Annotated in this window: 17 protein-coding genes and 1 riboswitch; of the genes, 11 read left to right on the plus strand and 6 right to left on the minus strand. The window is 53.7% G+C overall.

The annotated features are described in order from the left end of the window. Positions 1–227: 227 nt before the first annotated feature. On the plus strand, positions 228–1,091 hold the full coding sequence (locus LDO05_RS17735; protein ID WP_251376631.1) for an AraC family transcriptional regulator: 864 nt from the start codon (positions 228–230) through the stop codon (positions 1,089–1,091). 206 nt (positions 1,092–1,297) lie between these two features. On the opposite strand, the gene LDO05_RS17740 is transcribed toward LDO05_RS17735, so the two are convergent. Both LDO05_RS17740 and LDO05_RS17745 read right to left on the minus strand, forming a co-directional pair. Further along, a complete protein-coding gene (locus LDO05_RS17740) occupies positions 1,298–2,986 on the minus strand; it encodes a methyl-accepting chemotaxis protein (RefSeq protein ID WP_251376632.1) in 1,689 nt (562 codons plus the stop codon). Between the two features lie 342 nt (positions 2,987–3,328). Beyond that, positions 3,329–4,156: an undecaprenyl-diphosphate phosphatase gene (locus tag LDO05_RS17745; protein ID WP_276575524.1), complete on the minus strand. Its 828-nt coding sequence runs from the start codon at positions 4,154–4,156 to the stop codon at positions 3,329–3,331. 386 nt (positions 4,157–4,542) lie between these two features. Between LDO05_RS17745 and LDO05_RS17750 the strand changes: the two genes are divergently transcribed. Further along, positions 4,543–4,824: a transporter gene (locus LDO05_RS17750; RefSeq protein ID WP_346657597.1), complete on the plus strand. Its 282-nt coding sequence runs from the start codon at positions 4,543–4,545 to the stop codon at positions 4,822–4,824. A 77-nt stretch (positions 4,825–4,901) separates the two neighbouring features. After that, positions 4,902–5,084: a DUF2524 domain-containing protein gene (locus LDO05_RS17755; protein ID WP_251376634.1), complete on the plus strand. Its 183-nt coding sequence runs from the start codon at positions 4,902–4,904 to the stop codon at positions 5,082–5,084. A 114-nt stretch (positions 5,085–5,198) separates the two neighbouring features. Here LDO05_RS17755 and LDO05_RS17760 read toward each other — a convergent pair whose 3' ends face one another. Next, positions 5,199–5,564, minus strand: coding sequence for a winged helix-turn-helix transcriptional regulator (locus LDO05_RS17760; protein ID WP_251376635.1), 366 nt, complete (start codon positions 5,562–5,564; stop codon positions 5,199–5,201). 126 nt (positions 5,565–5,690) lie between these two features. Between LDO05_RS17760 and LDO05_RS17765 the strand changes: the two genes are divergently transcribed. Continuing rightward, entirely contained in the window at positions 5,691–6,905 is a 1,215-nt protein-coding gene (locus tag LDO05_RS17765) for an MFS transporter (protein WP_251376636.1), read from the plus strand. Between the two features lie 131 nt (positions 6,906–7,036). On the opposite strand, the gene LDO05_RS17770 is transcribed toward LDO05_RS17765, so the two are convergent. Both LDO05_RS17770 and LDO05_RS17775 read right to left on the minus strand, forming a co-directional pair. Beyond that, positions 7,037–7,333, minus strand: a complete 297-nt coding sequence (locus tag LDO05_RS17770; protein ID WP_251376637.1) for a hypothetical protein — start codon at positions 7,331–7,333, stop codon at positions 7,037–7,039. A gap of 18 nt (positions 7,334–7,351) precedes the next feature. Further along, positions 7,352–7,489 carry a hypothetical protein gene (locus LDO05_RS17775; RefSeq protein WP_251376638.1) on the minus strand — a complete coding sequence of 46 codons (138 nt, stop codon included), beginning with the start codon at positions 7,487–7,489 and terminating at the stop codon, positions 7,352–7,354. 140 nt (positions 7,490–7,629) lie between these two features. On the opposite strand from LDO05_RS17775, the gene LDO05_RS17780 reads away from it, so the two are divergent. The 7 genes from LDO05_RS17780 to thiE all read left to right on the plus strand — a co-directional run bounded on the left by LDO05_RS17780 (position 7,630) and on the right by thiE (position 13,543). Then, entirely contained in the window at positions 7,630–8,100 is a 471-nt protein-coding gene (locus LDO05_RS17780) for a ferritin-like domain-containing protein (RefSeq protein WP_251376639.1), read from the plus strand. A gap of 92 nt (positions 8,101–8,192) precedes the next feature. After that, positions 8,193–8,294, plus strand: a riboswitch (TPP riboswitch). A gap of 106 nt (positions 8,295–8,400) precedes the next feature. Next, positions 8,401–9,258, plus strand: a complete 858-nt coding sequence (locus tag LDO05_RS17785) for an ABC transporter ATP-binding protein (protein WP_251376640.1) — start codon at positions 8,401–8,403, stop codon at positions 9,256–9,258. Further along, on the plus strand, positions 9,255–10,067 hold the full coding sequence (locus LDO05_RS17790) for an ABC transporter permease (RefSeq protein WP_251376641.1): 813 nt from the start codon (positions 9,255–9,257) through the stop codon (positions 10,065–10,067). The genes LDO05_RS17785 and LDO05_RS17790 overlap by 4 nt, the downstream gene beginning before the upstream one ends. A gap of 41 nt (positions 10,068–10,108) precedes the next feature. Further along, positions 10,109–11,134: an ABC transporter substrate-binding protein gene (locus LDO05_RS17795; protein WP_251376642.1), complete on the plus strand. Its 1,026-nt coding sequence runs from the start codon at positions 10,109–10,111 to the stop codon at positions 11,132–11,134. 61 nt (positions 11,135–11,195) lie between these two features. Beyond that, the gene (thiM, locus tag LDO05_RS17800) at positions 11,196–11,987 is read left to right on the plus strand and encodes a hydroxyethylthiazole kinase (RefSeq protein WP_251376643.1); all 792 of its coding nucleotides are present in this window, start codon (positions 11,196–11,198) and stop codon (positions 11,985–11,987) included. Positions 11,988–12,048: 61 nt separating this feature from the next. Further along, positions 12,049–12,873, plus strand: a complete 825-nt coding sequence (gene thiD / locus LDO05_RS17805; RefSeq protein ID WP_251376644.1) for a bifunctional hydroxymethylpyrimidine kinase/phosphomethylpyrimidine kinase — start codon at positions 12,049–12,051, stop codon at positions 12,871–12,873. Next, positions 12,860–13,543: a thiamine phosphate synthase gene (gene thiE / locus LDO05_RS17810; protein WP_251376645.1), complete on the plus strand. Its 684-nt coding sequence runs from the start codon at positions 12,860–12,862 to the stop codon at positions 13,541–13,543. The genes thiD and thiE overlap by 14 nt, the downstream gene beginning before the upstream one ends. Positions 13,544–13,557: 14 nt before the next feature. Here the strand turns inward: thiE and LDO05_RS17815 are convergent, their stop codons facing one another. Continuing rightward, positions 13,558–14,040, minus strand: a complete 483-nt coding sequence (locus tag LDO05_RS17815) for a GyrI-like domain-containing protein (RefSeq protein WP_251376646.1) — start codon at positions 14,038–14,040, stop codon at positions 13,558–13,560. Positions 14,041–14,047: the final 7 nt, after the last annotated feature.

Here is a 14,047-nt window from a genome sequence, read left to right on the forward strand (position 1 = left end):
TTCTAAGACGCAGTCTGAGAAATGACATGCAGGCAGGCATAGACCTGCGTCTTATATATTAATCATTGTAACCGATTTACAAGCCCCCGTGATGGGTTAATCCGGACTTTGATGGATTTTTAATATAATTGGCAGATGTCACCTAGTCCTATTCACTGATCGCACGCAAAGACAGGAATTCATGGTTGCCCGGTGATAAGATCTTATCATAAAGGAGGTGATGCGGTATGGATTGGTTGAACCGGATGAATCATGCTATTGAAATGATGGAGAACAGGATGGAAGAGCCCTTCGATATCGGCGAGGCAGCCAAAGCGGCTTACTCCTCCCCCTTCCACTTTCAGCGCATGTTCCACATGCTGACCAGTATGACTGTTGCGGAATACATGCGCAAGCGCAGGTTAACATTAGCCGCACAAGAGCTCGCCAGTTCAGGCTCCAAAGTGCTCGATATCGCGCTGAGATTCGGCTATGAATCCCCAGAGTCCTTCTCCAAAGCATTCCGCAAGCTCCACGGTGTCTCCCCTTCCGAAGCGCGGAATCCGGGAGTTACCCTCAAGGCCTTTCCCCGCATCTCCTTCCATCTATCACTGAAGGGAGATCAAGGAATGGACTATCGTATTGTGGAACAAGAGGAATATGAGGTTGCGGGCAAGTTAATCCAGGTTACTACCCGGGACGGGGAGAACCACCGGGATATCCCTAAGTTCTGGGAGGTCTGTAACACGGATGGCACATCTGACAGGCTGTTCTCGATCGCGGAGGACAAGGCTCTGCGGGGGATCTGTCTCGATATGCAGCAGGAGCAGGAGTTATTCAATTACATGATTGGCGCCCGAGTAAGCCCGGGAACCCCGCTGGAGGAAGGATTCACCGTGCGGACCATCCCCGCTTCGACCTGGGCGGTGTTCACTTCGGTGGGACCGATGCCAGGGGCGATTGAAGACGTATGGATTAGAGTCTTCCAGGACTGGTTCCCCTCCACAGGATATGAACACGCGGCAGGTCCCGAAATTGAACTCTACCCTATGGGCGACGTCTCCTCGGACAGCTACCAATGCGAGGTCTGGATTCCGGTGATCAAGAAATAATAGCAAGTCTGACGATGGGGCAGCTTCGGCATTATTGCCGGAAATGAGTCTCTTCGCCTGGAGCCGCAGTCTCTTCTTCATCGTTAAATCCGAGTCCCCCGTTCCTGACAAAATAACAAGAAGGCCTCCCGTGCCACACCGTGGACAAAGAGGCCTTCTGTATTACGCAGGAACAGAGCTCCCCTGCTTGGGATAGATGATGGTTCCTACACTTTAAACTGGCTAACCAAAGTCTGAAGCTCCTGGGACATGTTGCTTAGAGCTTCCGCCGAAGAAGCGACCTCTTCCATGGAAGCATTCTGCTCCTCCGCGGATGCGGCAACATTCTGGGTATTCGCAGAAGACTGCTCCGCAATCAGGGCGATATTCTCAATCATCTCGACCATCACGCGGGCACTTGCATTCACCTGCTCAACAACTGCGGATACGTCACGTGTCTCGGAGGACACTTGCCCGATCGAATTCAGGATATCCGTGAATACCTCGCCAGTCCGGTCAACCTGCTTAATGCCTTCCTGGAATGTTTCCGTCCCCTCATTCATGGACAACACAGCCTTCTCCGCCTCGCTCTGCACCTCCATGATAAGATCGCGCACCTGTGTCGCGGCTCCTTCCGTCTGCTCTGCGAGCTTGCGGACTTCACCGGCAACCACCGCGAATCCCCTGCCCTGCTCTCCCGCGCGTGCCGCTTCAATTGAAGCATTGAGAGCCAGCAGATTCGTCTGACCGGCAATTTGCGTAATGAGTTGAACAATTTGGCCGATCTCGGTCGATTTCTCACCCAGTGTGTTGACCACCTCGGCCGAAGTCTTGATCGATTGCTGAACCCGTCGCATTTGGCTGATGGTCTCGCTAACTACCGCATTCCCCTGCCCTGCCTTCTCATTGGCAAGATCGGTCAGTCCGGTGACTGCGCGAATAGAGGCCTCTGCCTGATCCATACCTTTGGAGATCTCACCTACAGCCTGTGTGGCTTCATAGGCGCTGCTTACCTGCTTCTCTGCCCCCGTAGCGGCTTCCTGCATCGAGATTGTAATCTGTTCGGTAGCCCGGCCGGTCTGTTCCGCATTCGCGGAGAGCTCCTCCGCCGTTGCCGCCACTTGCTCGGTATTGAATCCCACCTGGGAGATTACATTCCTCAGATTCGATTTCATCTGATTGAAGGACCGGGCCAGGTCGCCGATCTCATCACGGCTCTTCACAGCAATATCCTCCTGGTTCAGATATCCTTCGGCAATTTTCTCAGCGCCCTCCGCCAAAGCCTTGACTGATCTGGAGATTAACCTGGAGATAATAATTCCGATAATGACAGCTAACAGGATTGAGATCAGGCAGGCAATAATCAGCGTGGTCTTAATCGAGGATACCATTGCCGTAGTGTCCTTGCTTCCTTGGGTCATCATTTGCTGCTGGGCCTTGGCAACCTGGTCAGCTAATCCACGCAGCTCTCTGGCAACAGGAATTGCTTTCTCGATTGCAGTCTGCTGAGCCTGGGCAACCTGACCCGTTCTCATGAGAGCAGCTGACTCATCCGCATTCTTCTTGAATTGTTCATTCAGGGCATCCATGCGCTTTAGCATATCTTTATGGGCAGCAATCTGTGTAAGGCTGTCCGTTGATTTAATATAAGCCTTAAGCTCTTCATAGGCTGAAGTCATACCATCCGCGGCGCCTTCCTCCTTCAGCAGCAGAGCTCTTAAATTACTGATCTCGCGTGATGCGGCATTCTGAATATCCTTGGTACTTGATACGATCGCAGCCCGCCGGTCAACCAGATCCGAATACGTGTTATCTACCCTTTGCAGCTGTGTATAAGAAAGAAAACTTATAATCACAAGCAGTACAGCAATACCTAAAAACCCAGCTATCAATTTCATTCCAATCGTAAATTTCATATCTTGTTGCCCTCCCAAGTGATGTTAGCTTTATAGTAATGAAACTGGAAAGAAAAAACAATGACAAAAACCCACCTTTTCTAAAAAGGTTAAACCGCACGAAGTGTCTCACTCATGTAAATAAGCCACTTTGCTCATAAATGCCTCTCCCTTAACTTACAAAATAATAGAGATAACTTTTAATTCTAAATTTCTTCAACTCCTGCCCCTTATTTCCCAACAAAAATACACCCCTTAGAATTTATCGGCTAAACCATGCGATTTTTCCAATGTTTATTCAAAGGGGTGTACATCAAGCTGGCCTAATTACGAGCAATAAGCTTGTTCTCAGGTGTATGATGGTTACAGAAATACGAAATATATAAGTGCCGCTAGCACAATACGATATAGCGCAAAAGGAACCAGCTTAATCCGGTTAATCAGCTTCAGGAAGAACCGGATGGAGATCAGCGCGAAGACAAAAGCACTGATGAAGCCTACGATAAAAAAGGGAATGACGTCAGCCGTGATCGACTCCCAGTTCTTAAGCAAGGAGAAGAAGCTCACGCCAGCCATGATGGGAACCGCCATAATGAAGGTGAAGTCGGCCGCAGTCCGGTGCTTCATTCCCAGCAGGACACCTCCGGAGATTGTGGAGCCGGACCGTGAGAATCCGGGCCACATGGACAAGCACTGAATCAGACCCACGATGAACGCCTGCTTGTATGTAATTTGATCTAAGGACACGGTCTTCGGCTCACGAGGTCCGAACCGGTCAGCCACAATCATCAGAATCGCTCCAAGCACGAGCCCGATAACCACTGTCTCGGTGGAGAATAAATAGGTATCGATCAGATCATCCAATAGCAAATACAGCACTCCGGCAGGGATCAAGGCCACAATAACTTGTCCAAGATTCAGGCGCGGCCCGCTGGTTGACTGTCCCGGAATTTTCTTCAGCCCCAGCAGATTCAGGAACCGTTCCCGCATAAGCACGACAACCGCAAGGATGGAGCCAAGCTGAATGACAATCTTGAACGTTATGGCTGCCTCGGGCGAGAACATCTTCTTCGTCTGGAACAGGAAATCATCCACAATAATCATATGACCTGTAGAGGATACAGGTGCAAATTCAGTTACACCCTCAACTAACCCCAGAATCAAGGCCACAAATGCTTCCCACAAATTCAAGCTATTTCACACTCCTAATTATAGATAATGACAGTGTACAACTTCGGAAGGGCAGCTTTCAAATTTATATTGCGCAGAGTTACACGAAAGAGCACCTTGTTCCTCACCAATCATGCAGTCTATAGTTCAATATCTGTCCTAAAACACCCGGTTGATAGAGCAGAACAGTGAACAACTTGCCTCAGACCCAGGCATCAGCCCAGCCCAAACCCGGTCCTTCCGCATACATTGCATTAGCCTACAATTTAGAAGGAGTGAATGAAATTATGGGATTTAATCCACCCCCAGGACCGTTTAACCCTCAGCAGAATCCACAGGGATCACAGGGGCCATTCGGGCCCCAAGGTCCATTCAGTCCAGGACCGCCGGGACCGGGAGGGCCTGGAATGCCGCCATTTCCTCAGGGTCCAGGAGCTCACCAGCCTCCCGCATCACCTCCGCCTTCCTTTATCCCTCAGCAGCAGGTATCCGCGTATGCGGTAGACCCGGGATCGATTGCCGGTTGTCTGTTCCGGTTCACTTACATTTGGCAGACCAACCGGGATCAATACTGGTTCTATCCGATCTTTGTCGGACGCACCTCCGTATCAGGCTATAGATTCTTCGGGGGACGCTGGAATTATTACGGCGTTGATCTGCGAAAAATCAGTTCATTTACCTGCTACTAATAATCCGGGCACGAATAAGTACAGCGAAATTCTCCATAATAGGGAGGTAATCTTAAGACCCGAATGGAGGATTCGCCATGATTGACAATCTGGAGAGCAGCTATAACTGTGCTAGTGCGGGAGACGATCTGCATCAGCTCAAGCAGGAGCTTGCTTCCTTACGCGCCCAAGGGATACAGACCGAGGAACAGCAGGAGAACATCAATCGGCTGGAGAACCAGATTTCGTTCATCTTGAACAAATGCGGGATTAACCATTGATCTGATCTGTGATGCTCCTTAGCTATGCAAGCAAGCCCTCCTTCATCTAAGGGTGAAGTGAGGGCTTTTTTTCCTGATGGGAAGCTCCCGTTGCCATTACAGTATGGATCTGGTTCATTTATTCAAAATACTGTCCTTAAGCATGACAGACTTATCTCCGTATTCCTTGATAATATGCCTCTCTCCCCAAGAACATAGGGAATCAAGAATTTCCTTCAAGCTCCAGCCATACTCTGTGAGTTCATATTCAACTCTAGGGGGAACCTCATTATAGCTGATCCGATTCACAATACCGTCGTCCACCAGCTCTTTAAGCTGCTGGGTCAGCATTTTCTGGGTAATGCCCGGCATAAGTGCCTTTAGCTCACTGGTCCGTCTCTTGCCATGCGTCAGGTGGCACAGAATTACACATTTCCATTTCCCTCCGATAACCTCAAGGGTCGCTTCAATCGAAATATTATATTTCTTGCCGGCTTCCATCCATTATTCCTCCAATAGTTACTTTTTGGTGACTATATCACTTGAAAGTACGTACTATTCATTCTGAATCAGTTCATACATAATAACATTTGCCGGTTGGCGATTACTATACTAGGAGTGGATGGAATGTCTTTAGATAAAAAAAGAAGCACGTTCGCGCTTCTGGCGCTGGCTATTAGCGCTTTTGCCATTGGAACGACAGAGTTCATCAGCATAGGACTGCTGCCTCTGATCGCGGATAACCTGCATATTCCGGTCACCCTTGCCGGGTTGACCGTTACCCTATACGCTCTCGGAGTCACCTTCGGCGCGCCTGTATTGACCTCTCTGACCTCGGGCGTACCGCGCAAGACGCTGCTGATGTGGATTATGCTTGTCTTTATTGCAGGCAACAGCCTGGCTGCGGTCTCGGGCAGTATCGCTCTGCTCCTTACCGGACGCGTGATCTCTGCCCTTGCCCACGGGGTATTTATGTCGATCGGCTCTACAATCGCGGCTGACCTTGTGCCGGAGAACCGCAGAGCAAGTGCGATCTCGATCATGTTCTCAGGTCTTACCATTGCCACCGTCACCGGAGTGCCCCTGGGAACCTGGATCGGGCAGCAGCTCGGATGGCGGGCCGCGTTCGTGGCCATCGCCGCTGTCGGTATTATAGCCTTCATCGCCAATATGATCCTTGTTCCGGCAGGGCTTCGCAAAGGAACCCGGACACCGGCAAGAGAGCAGCTGAAGCTGATCACCAATGGCCGGTTGCTGCTCTCCTTCGCGATCACAGCACTTGGCTATGGCGGGACATTTGTTGTGTTCACTTACCTGTCCCCACTGCTTCATGACATCACCGGCTTCAAGGAAGGAACCGTAGCCTTCCTGCTGCTGCTCTACGGCATTGCGATTGCCGTAGGCAACGTGATCGGCGGTAAAGCGGCGAACCGGAATCCGGTCTCTGCCCTGTTCTACATGTTCGCCGCCCAAGCCCTGATCTTGTTCATACTAATGTTCACAGCGCCCTTCAAGGCTGCGGGCCTCATCTCGGTGCTCTTCATGGGACTGTTCGCCTTCATGAATGTGCCTGGTCTGCAGATCTTCGTCCTGACGCTGGCTGAACGGTATGCGCCTAAGGCGGTAGATGTCGCCTCCGCGCTAAATATAGCTGCTTTCAACGCAGGCATAGCGCTCGGAGCTTATCTTGGCGGCATCGTGACCGAAAAGCTCGGGCTGATTCACACCACTTGGGTCGGAGCCTTAATGGTGCTGGCCGCGGTGCTGCTGACAGGCTGGAGCCGTGAACTGGAACGAAGCGGCCATCCGGCGGTACAAGCCGTACCCGAGCCTGGCCGCTGACCCGGCAAGCAGACTCAAGCCCCTCCGCACAGGTCCATCAGCGGAGGGGCTATTTGTATCACAAGAAGACCGGACACTCCTGGCATGGCGCTGGCAGCAGCTTGTACGGCCCTATTGCCCTGATCCTTGGATCAACTGTTCATACGGGCAAAGGCTTCCATCAGATCAGCCACACTCATATCCCCAAGCTCTTCTGCTATCCGGTCCGCCTTTGTCTTCCTTCTAATAGAACCTGTCAGTACAATCTCAATATTCTGGTCTTTGTCCAGCAGGATGGAGTTGACCTTAAGCACATTGGTAAGCAAGCCTACAACCACTGCGATCTGCCCGGGGGAAAGTTTGGCGGGGGGAGTGCTCTTCTTTTTCCCGTTACTGCCGTTGCCGTTGCCATTCTTGGTCCCATTTCCACCGTTACCGTTGCTCCTCACGGGCCTCTCCCCCAAAGTTCACACTATAATCGTATCCCCAGTGTCTACGCCACTGTCTGCGCCACCCTCTTCCGCACCGAGTCCTAGAGCGAAGGAGGCAAATATAACAGCCATGACAATTGCAGTTATCAGTATCTTACTGTTCTCTTCATCCATATGCGGGCCACCTTATATTTGAATCTATCCTACTCCATCATATGACAGCACCTTCAGGAGGTGCACCCCTCCGCCCAGAAGTGAATACACTACAGCACAACGTATATAACTTTTTTTGAATGAGGCGGTGTTCTTTGATTATGTATTTCCAACCTTATGTAATTCCTCACCCTGCGGCTTTTCGTTCCGTGTCTTACTATCGCAATAGCGACCTTGTAATCAAGCTTGTCGGGGAGTCGATTCAAGGTGAACGAAATGATGAACTGTTCTATGACGCCCTTATTAAAATGGCCCCTACCCAGCAAGAGAAGGATGTTATTGCCGGTATACGTAATGACGAAAGAAAGCACCGGAACATGTTCCGAACCCTGTATACCCGGTTAACGGGAATGGCTCCTGCTGGAGGCGGGAATGAACAGGCAGAGGCACTGCCCGCCACTTATCTGGAGGGAATTGAGAAGGCGCTTATGGGGGAGTTAAAAGCATTTGAGAAATACCGCGCCATCTATCTGAATATCGACCCTGCGTACCGGGACTGGATATTCGAGATCATGACGGATGAAATCAAACATGCGTCTTATTACAACTGGCTCTATGCCAAGAATAAGTAATAGTAGAGTCGGGTATTTGAGGTTCCTCAAAATTGTGTTATATTAAATCCGTTAATTGTCAATGGACCATGGAACAACCAACCTTATACGTCTGTATTCACTAGGGGAGCCCGCCGGCTGAGACGAAGCAATACTTCGGACCCTTGGAACCTGATCTGGATCATACCAGCGTAGGGAAGTGAAGCGCCTGTGAATTATGATCATAGTTCATGAACTCAGCCGAGCTGTAGGCCCTTCATCCTGTACGGGAATGAAGGGCCTTTTTGGGTTCTCTCCAGCGGAATTCACATGTGCATCCGAATGCTTCGCCCGGTCCTGACGGGACTCATCTTCATATGGGAGGTCTGCCTTATCACGCCAATATTATCACTCGATCATCTGTCTTACTCTTATGAGTCCGCTTCCGCTTCCGGGCAGGTGCCGATCATTGACCATTTGTCCATGAAGGTGGACCGGGGGGAATTCGTATCCATCATCGGTCCAAGCGGCTGTGGCAAAAGCACGCTGTTCAAGCTGATTGCCGGCCTGCTGGAGCCGACCGGCGGTGTCATCAGCTGGGCTGGCGGTGAGGTGTCCAGACGTCTCGGCTTGATCTCCTACATGCCGCAGCAGGACCTGCTGCTTCCCTGGAGAACCGTCAGGGACAACTGCCTGCTGCCATGGGAGCTGAAGAAGCGCCGGGCGAAGCCAGGGAAGCTGAAGAAGCACGGGGCCGATCAAGCCGTGCAGCTTGCCTTCATCATGGACATGCTTGATCGGTTCGGCCTCAGCCGCTGGGCCGATGCCTATCCCCATGAGCTGTCGGGGGGAATGCGGCAGCGGGCGGCCTTCCTTCGGACGCTTGCCGCAGGCGGCGATCTGATGCTGCTCGATGAGCCATTCGGAGCGCTTGATGCATTGACCAAGCGGGAGATGCATCACTGGCTGCTAAGTCTATGGGGGGAACTGCAGCGGACCCTCCTGTTCATCACCCATGATCTGGAGGAAGCCCTCCTGCTGAGCGACCGGATTCTCCTTATGCCGCGCGGGGGCGGTGTCTTGGAGGAGATCATCGTCGATCTGCCCCGTCCCCGTCAGTACGGGGTGCATGCCTCGGCGCGGTTCCTTGAGCTTCGAGTGGAGCTTGAGCGTCGGCTGGCGGGAGTTGCAGGCCGATGACAGCCCTGGTCCATTACCTGCATAAGCTGCTGCGCAGCTACGGCCCGTTCCTGCTGCTGCTCACCTTCATTCTGATTCTATGGGAATGGCTGGTTCGCGGCGGGACCGTTCCTGCCTTTATTGTGCCGGCTCCCAGCTCTATCCTTGCGGCCCTGATCCATAACCGGGAACTGCTGCTCGGTACTCACCTGCCGGTCACCCTGGCCGAATCAGCACTCGGATTCGCCTTGTCTGTCCTGTTCGGAACCTGCCTGGGCACCTGGATGCATCTGTCCCGTACGGTGGAGAGAGCTGTGTATCCTTTTGTCATCATCAGCCAGACTCTGCCGCTTATTGCCTTGTCCCCTATCTTCATCATGTGGTTCGGCTATTCGATCTGGAGCAAGGTCGCCGTGGTTATTCTTACGGCCTTCTTCCCCATCGTGGTGGGCGCTTACGATGGACTTCGAACAGGAGGCCAAGCCTATAGTGAACTGCTGCGCACGATGGGCGCGAACCGGCTCCAGCTGCTGCTGAAGCTGCAGATTCCGCTTGCGCTTCCTTCCTTCTTCTCGGGACTGAAGCTCTCCGTGGTCTATTGTGTCATCGGGGCCACTATTGGAGAATGGCTGGGCGGCAGCAGCGGGCTTGGCTACTACAGCCGCCGAATGGCAGGTAATCTGAAGAGCGATCAGCTATTCGCGGCTGTACTTCTGCTGTCCCTGCTTGGCCTGGCCCTGTTCCTTGCCGTAGCGCTCATGGAGAGGGCTGTTCTCAGCCGGGGCGGCTTCGCTGCAATGACGGGACGCACGCGTAGGAAGAACGTTTAGCGATATCGATTAGAGAAAAAACCGAAAAGAGGTTGTCTTTCATGCATAAATCTATTAAATTCTCCCTTCTGCTGCTCTCCCTTCTGTGGGTGCTTGGCGGATGCAGCTCCAGCTCAGATCCCGGGCAGCAGGAGGTCAAGTCCTCAGCCTCTCCCGAGGCACAGCCGCTGCAAAAACTCAGCATCATGCTGGACTGGTATCCGAACGCGGTGCACTCCTTCTTGTACGCAGCCAAAGAGAAAGGCTATTTCGCCGCTGAAGGCCTGGATGTCGATATTCAAATGCCCGCGGGTACGAATGATTCGCTTAAGCTGACCGCTGCCGGCAAGGTTGACCTGGCGCTCAGCTACCAGCCTCAGGTGCTGCTGGCCCGGGGTGAGCAGATTCCTGTGAAGTCGATCGGAGCCGTGGTCAGGCATCCGCTGAACCACCTGATGGTTGCCGAGAATAGCGGAATCACGCGTCCCAAAGACCTGGCCGGACGCACTGTAGGCTTCTCTTCCATCCCACTCTACGAAGCCATGGTCAAGACCATGGTCAAGCAGGATGGCGGTGATCCGGGTTCCGTGAAGCTGGTCGATGTCGGGTTCGATCTGATTCCAGCCCTGTCCACCGGGCAAGTGAATGGACTCATCGGCGGGTTCATCAACCATGAACAGCTTCTGCTTCAGAAAGAAGGCCACCCCGTAACTTCAATAGACCCAACCCAATATGGGGTGCCGGATTATTATGAGCTGGTGCTTGTCGCAAGTGAGACAGGGCTATCGAACAAGCAGGATGAACTGCGGCGGTTCATGAAGGCTGCGGCAAAAGGCCAGCGCTATGTCAGTGAACACCCGCAGGATGCCCTGAGTCTGTTAATGAAGCACGAGGACAGCACCTCGCCGCTGGATGCGGACATTGAGAGTCAGAGTCTCAATATTCTGCTGCCCCTTATGGACGCAGGAGACAAGGCCTTCGGATATCAGGATCCGGCTTCATGGACCCTGATCGAGAAATGGCTGAAGGACAATGAGCTGCTTAAGCAGTCCGGCGAGATGGCACAGGATGCCTTTGTTAACCTGTAGACGGCGGCCGCGGGAATTGCCCGGTGGTCCGAACCACACCTAACTTTAAGGAGGACTAATCATGAGCTATTTATCCAAAGTACGGGAGCAGAATCCCCTGATCCACAACATTACGAACATTGTCGTGGCCAACTTCTCCGCCAACGGGCTGCTGGCGCTCGGCGCCTCTCCATTCATGGCAGACTCACATGAAGAGGTCGCCGATGTGGCACAGATGGCGGCTGCCGTAGTTCTGAATATCGGCACGCTGAACGAATATGTCATTGAGTCCATGCTGCTGGCCGGCAGATCGGCTAACCGGCATGGTGTGCCTGTAGTGCTGGATCCGGTTGGAGCCGGGGCCACGGCCTACCGCACAGAAGTCACCGCGAGATTAACCGGTGAGATCAAGCTCACCGCCCTCAGAGGCAACGCGGCGGAGGTTGCGAATGTGGTTGGACGCACCTGGACCAGCAAGGGCGTAGATGCGGGCGAAGGGGATGGCGATGTGATCGGCATGGCCGAGGAAGCCGCGGCCAAGCTGGGCTCCATCGTGATTATTACCGGTAGAGACGATGTGATCGCGGACGGGAACAGCACCTACATTGTAAGCAATGGCCACCCGATATTGACCAAGGTCACGGGCACCGGCTGTCTGCTGAGTGCTGTGGTTGGTGCTTTTCTGGCTTCCGGGAGAAGTCAAATTGAGGCCGCCGTCGAAGCCATCTCCTTCTATGGAGTGGCCGCTGAACTTGCTTATGAACGGACGGAAGGTCAAGGGCCGGGCAGCTTCCAGACTGAGCTGCTGAATCAGCTGGCGGTTCTGACCCCGGAGCAGCTCCAGAGCCGCTCCAGAATTGTCCGGCACAGATAAGGAGGAGCCGGCTGACAGCAGCCGTTCCATAACCGAACATCAAGAAGGAGGTCTATAGGATATGAGCATCAAGAAAGCATTGACCATCGCCGGCTCTGACAGCGGCGGCGGGGCGGGGATTCAGGCGGATATCAAGACATTTCAGGAGCTGGGTGTCTTCGGCATGTCCGCCCTTACAGCGGTCACCGCGCAGAACACGCTCGGCGTTCAGGGAGTCTATCCTCTGGAGCCGGATGTGGTAGCACGTCAACTGGACTCCGTTGGCGAGGACCTGCAGCCGGATGCCGTCAAGACGGGCATGCTGTTCAGCCCGGAGATTGTCCGCATTGTGGCGGACAAGGCGCAGCAGTATGAGTGGAAGAATCTTGTGGTTGATCCGGTGATGATTGCCAAAGGCGGCGCTCCTCTTCTACAGCAGGAAGCCGTACGCACTGTAGTACGCTATCTGCTGCCCCTTGCAAGGATAGTCACGCCTAATATTCCCGAGGCCGAGCTGCTCACGGATATGAAGATTGCCACCCTTCAGCAGCGGGAGGAAGCGGCAAGAAGGCTCTTGCAGGCAGGCGCACGTTGTGTGGTTATCAAAGGCGGACATGCCGCAGAATCCGAGCCAGCAGTGGATATTCTATTTGATGGGCATGAATTCACATACCTGGAGAGCCCGCGGATTCCTACACGGCATACGCACGGGACAGGCTGCACCTTCTCGGCTGCGGTTGCGGCAGGGCTGGCACAGGGACATCCAGCCACGGACGCGATTCGGACCGCGAAGCTGTTCATTCAGGCAGCCATTGAGGACGGCCTGCATATCGGCGGGGGTCATGGGCCTACCAATCACTTTGCCTATCAGCGGAGACAGCGGGGTGCGGGCCATGACGGACAATAGCCGGATATCTTCTGCAGCCCTGCGAAGCCTGCTCAAGGTCTATTTCATCATGGGCAGCGTGAACTGCCGCCTGGATCCTTCCGAGGTGCTGACAGAGGCTCTAACCGGAGGAATTACGTTATTTCAATTCAGGGAAAAGGGGAACGGCGCCCTCACGGGGCGCGGCAAGCTCGAACTGGCCCGGAGCCTGATGCAGCTGTGCCGGGCACACGGCGTGCCTTTTATCGTGAATGATGATCTGGAGCTGGCGATCGCTCTGGACGCGGATGGCATTCATGTAGGCCAGGACGATGCTCCTGCCGGCATGATCCGCCGCAGGCTGGGAGCGGGCAAGATCATTGGGGTCTCCGCCCATAACCTGCAGGAAGCGCAGCAGGCCATCCAAGACGGGGCGGATTATCTGGGCGTTGGCCCGGTCTACCCGACCAACTCGAAGGCGGATGCCCAGCCTGTTAGAGGAACACAGTTAATCGAGGAGCTGCGGATGCGTGGGATCGATATCCCCTTGGTCGGCATCGGCGGCATTACGCTCTCCAATGCCGCACCGGTCATTGCCGCAGGGGCGGATGGCATATCACTGATCTCCGCCATAGCACAGGCGGATCAGATCAGCGATACGGCAAGGGGATTCGTGAAGAAGGTCGACGAAGAATTACGCTTACGGGGATAGGAACGGGATCAGGTTTATTTTACAGCGATATAGATCTGAACTACGGCATCCTCAGGATTCATGTTACGCGCGTCATACAGCTCATAATCCCCAGTGTACGCCCGCTGTTCCTCCGCATCCCGGAAGTATGACCAGATCCGGCCCCACGCCTCGGCCACAACCTCGTACACCGGTCCCCGGTTGGTGGTGAACACCTTGTACTTGGACGCAGGCACAACCGCGACCTCCAGTCCGCTGAGGTCCGCGGCTTCACTGCCGTTCAGCTCGTGGCCGATCAGAAGCGTATAGGCGCCGGAAGCATCACTTTCATAATCTGTATACAGGGCATAGATCAAATGGGGCTGTTCTGTGTGAATCCGGTCTGCGATGGCCTCCTTGAAGTAGGCTTCCCACAGCCCCGGGATTTGGCCATTCGGACCGGCCTCCTGGCTGTTGGTCGTTCGGCAGGTGATCCCCGCCAGTCTAAGTTCTGACCCGTTAGTGTATGCTTGACTCATCTCTCAT

This window comes from Paenibacillus sp. YPG26 (assembly GCF_023704175.1).
Lineage (GTDB): Bacteria > Bacillota > Bacilli > Paenibacillales > Paenibacillaceae > Fontibacillus.

Excerpts from the sequence above, each read along its gene's own strand:
- LDO05_RS17795 (WP_251376642.1), top strand. The coding sequence starts at position 10,109 with ATGCATAAATCTATTAAATTCTCCCTTCTGCTGCTCTCCCTTCTGTGG.
- LDO05_RS17780 (WP_251376639.1), top strand. The coding sequence starts at position 7,630 with ATGTATTTCCAACCTTATGTAATTCCTCACCCTGCGGCTTTTCGTTCC.
- thiM (WP_251376643.1), top strand. The coding sequence starts at position 11,196 with ATGAGCTATTTATCCAAAGTACGGGAGCAGAATCCCCTGATCCACAAC.
- LDO05_RS17760 (WP_251376635.1), bottom strand. The coding sequence starts at position 5,564 with ATGGAAGCCGGCAAGAAATATAATATTTCGATTGAAGCGACCCTTGAG.
- thiE (WP_251376645.1), top strand. The coding sequence starts at position 12,860 with ATGACGGACAATAGCCGGATATCTTCTGCAGCCCTGCGAAGCCTGCTC.
- LDO05_RS17785 (WP_251376640.1), top strand. The coding sequence starts at position 8,401 with ATGCTTCGCCCGGTCCTGACGGGACTCATCTTCATATGGGAGGTCTGC.
- LDO05_RS17740 (WP_251376632.1), bottom strand. The coding sequence starts at position 2,986 with ATGAAATTTACGATTGGAATGAAATTGATAGCTGGGTTTTTAGGTATT.
- LDO05_RS17755 (WP_251376634.1), top strand. The coding sequence starts at position 4,902 with ATGATTGACAATCTGGAGAGCAGCTATAACTGTGCTAGTGCGGGAGAC.
- thiD (WP_251376644.1), top strand. The coding sequence starts at position 12,049 with ATGAGCATCAAGAAAGCATTGACCATCGCCGGCTCTGACAGCGGCGGC.
- LDO05_RS17735 (WP_251376631.1), top strand. The coding sequence starts at position 228 with ATGGATTGGTTGAACCGGATGAATCATGCTATTGAAATGATGGAGAAC.
- LDO05_RS17765 (WP_251376636.1), top strand. The coding sequence starts at position 5,691 with ATGTCTTTAGATAAAAAAAGAAGCACGTTCGCGCTTCTGGCGCTGGCT.
- LDO05_RS17815 (WP_251376646.1), bottom strand. The coding sequence starts at position 14,040 with ATGAGTCAAGCATACACTAACGGGTCAGAACTTAGACTGGCGGGGATC.
- LDO05_RS17750 (WP_346657597.1), top strand. The coding sequence starts at position 4,543 with ATGCCGCCATTTCCTCAGGGTCCAGGAGCTCACCAGCCTCCCGCATCA.
- LDO05_RS17775 (WP_251376638.1), bottom strand. The coding sequence starts at position 7,489 with ATGGATGAAGAGAACAGTAAGATACTGATAACTGCAATTGTCATGGCT.
- LDO05_RS17790 (WP_251376641.1), top strand. The coding sequence starts at position 9,255 with ATGACAGCCCTGGTCCATTACCTGCATAAGCTGCTGCGCAGCTACGGC.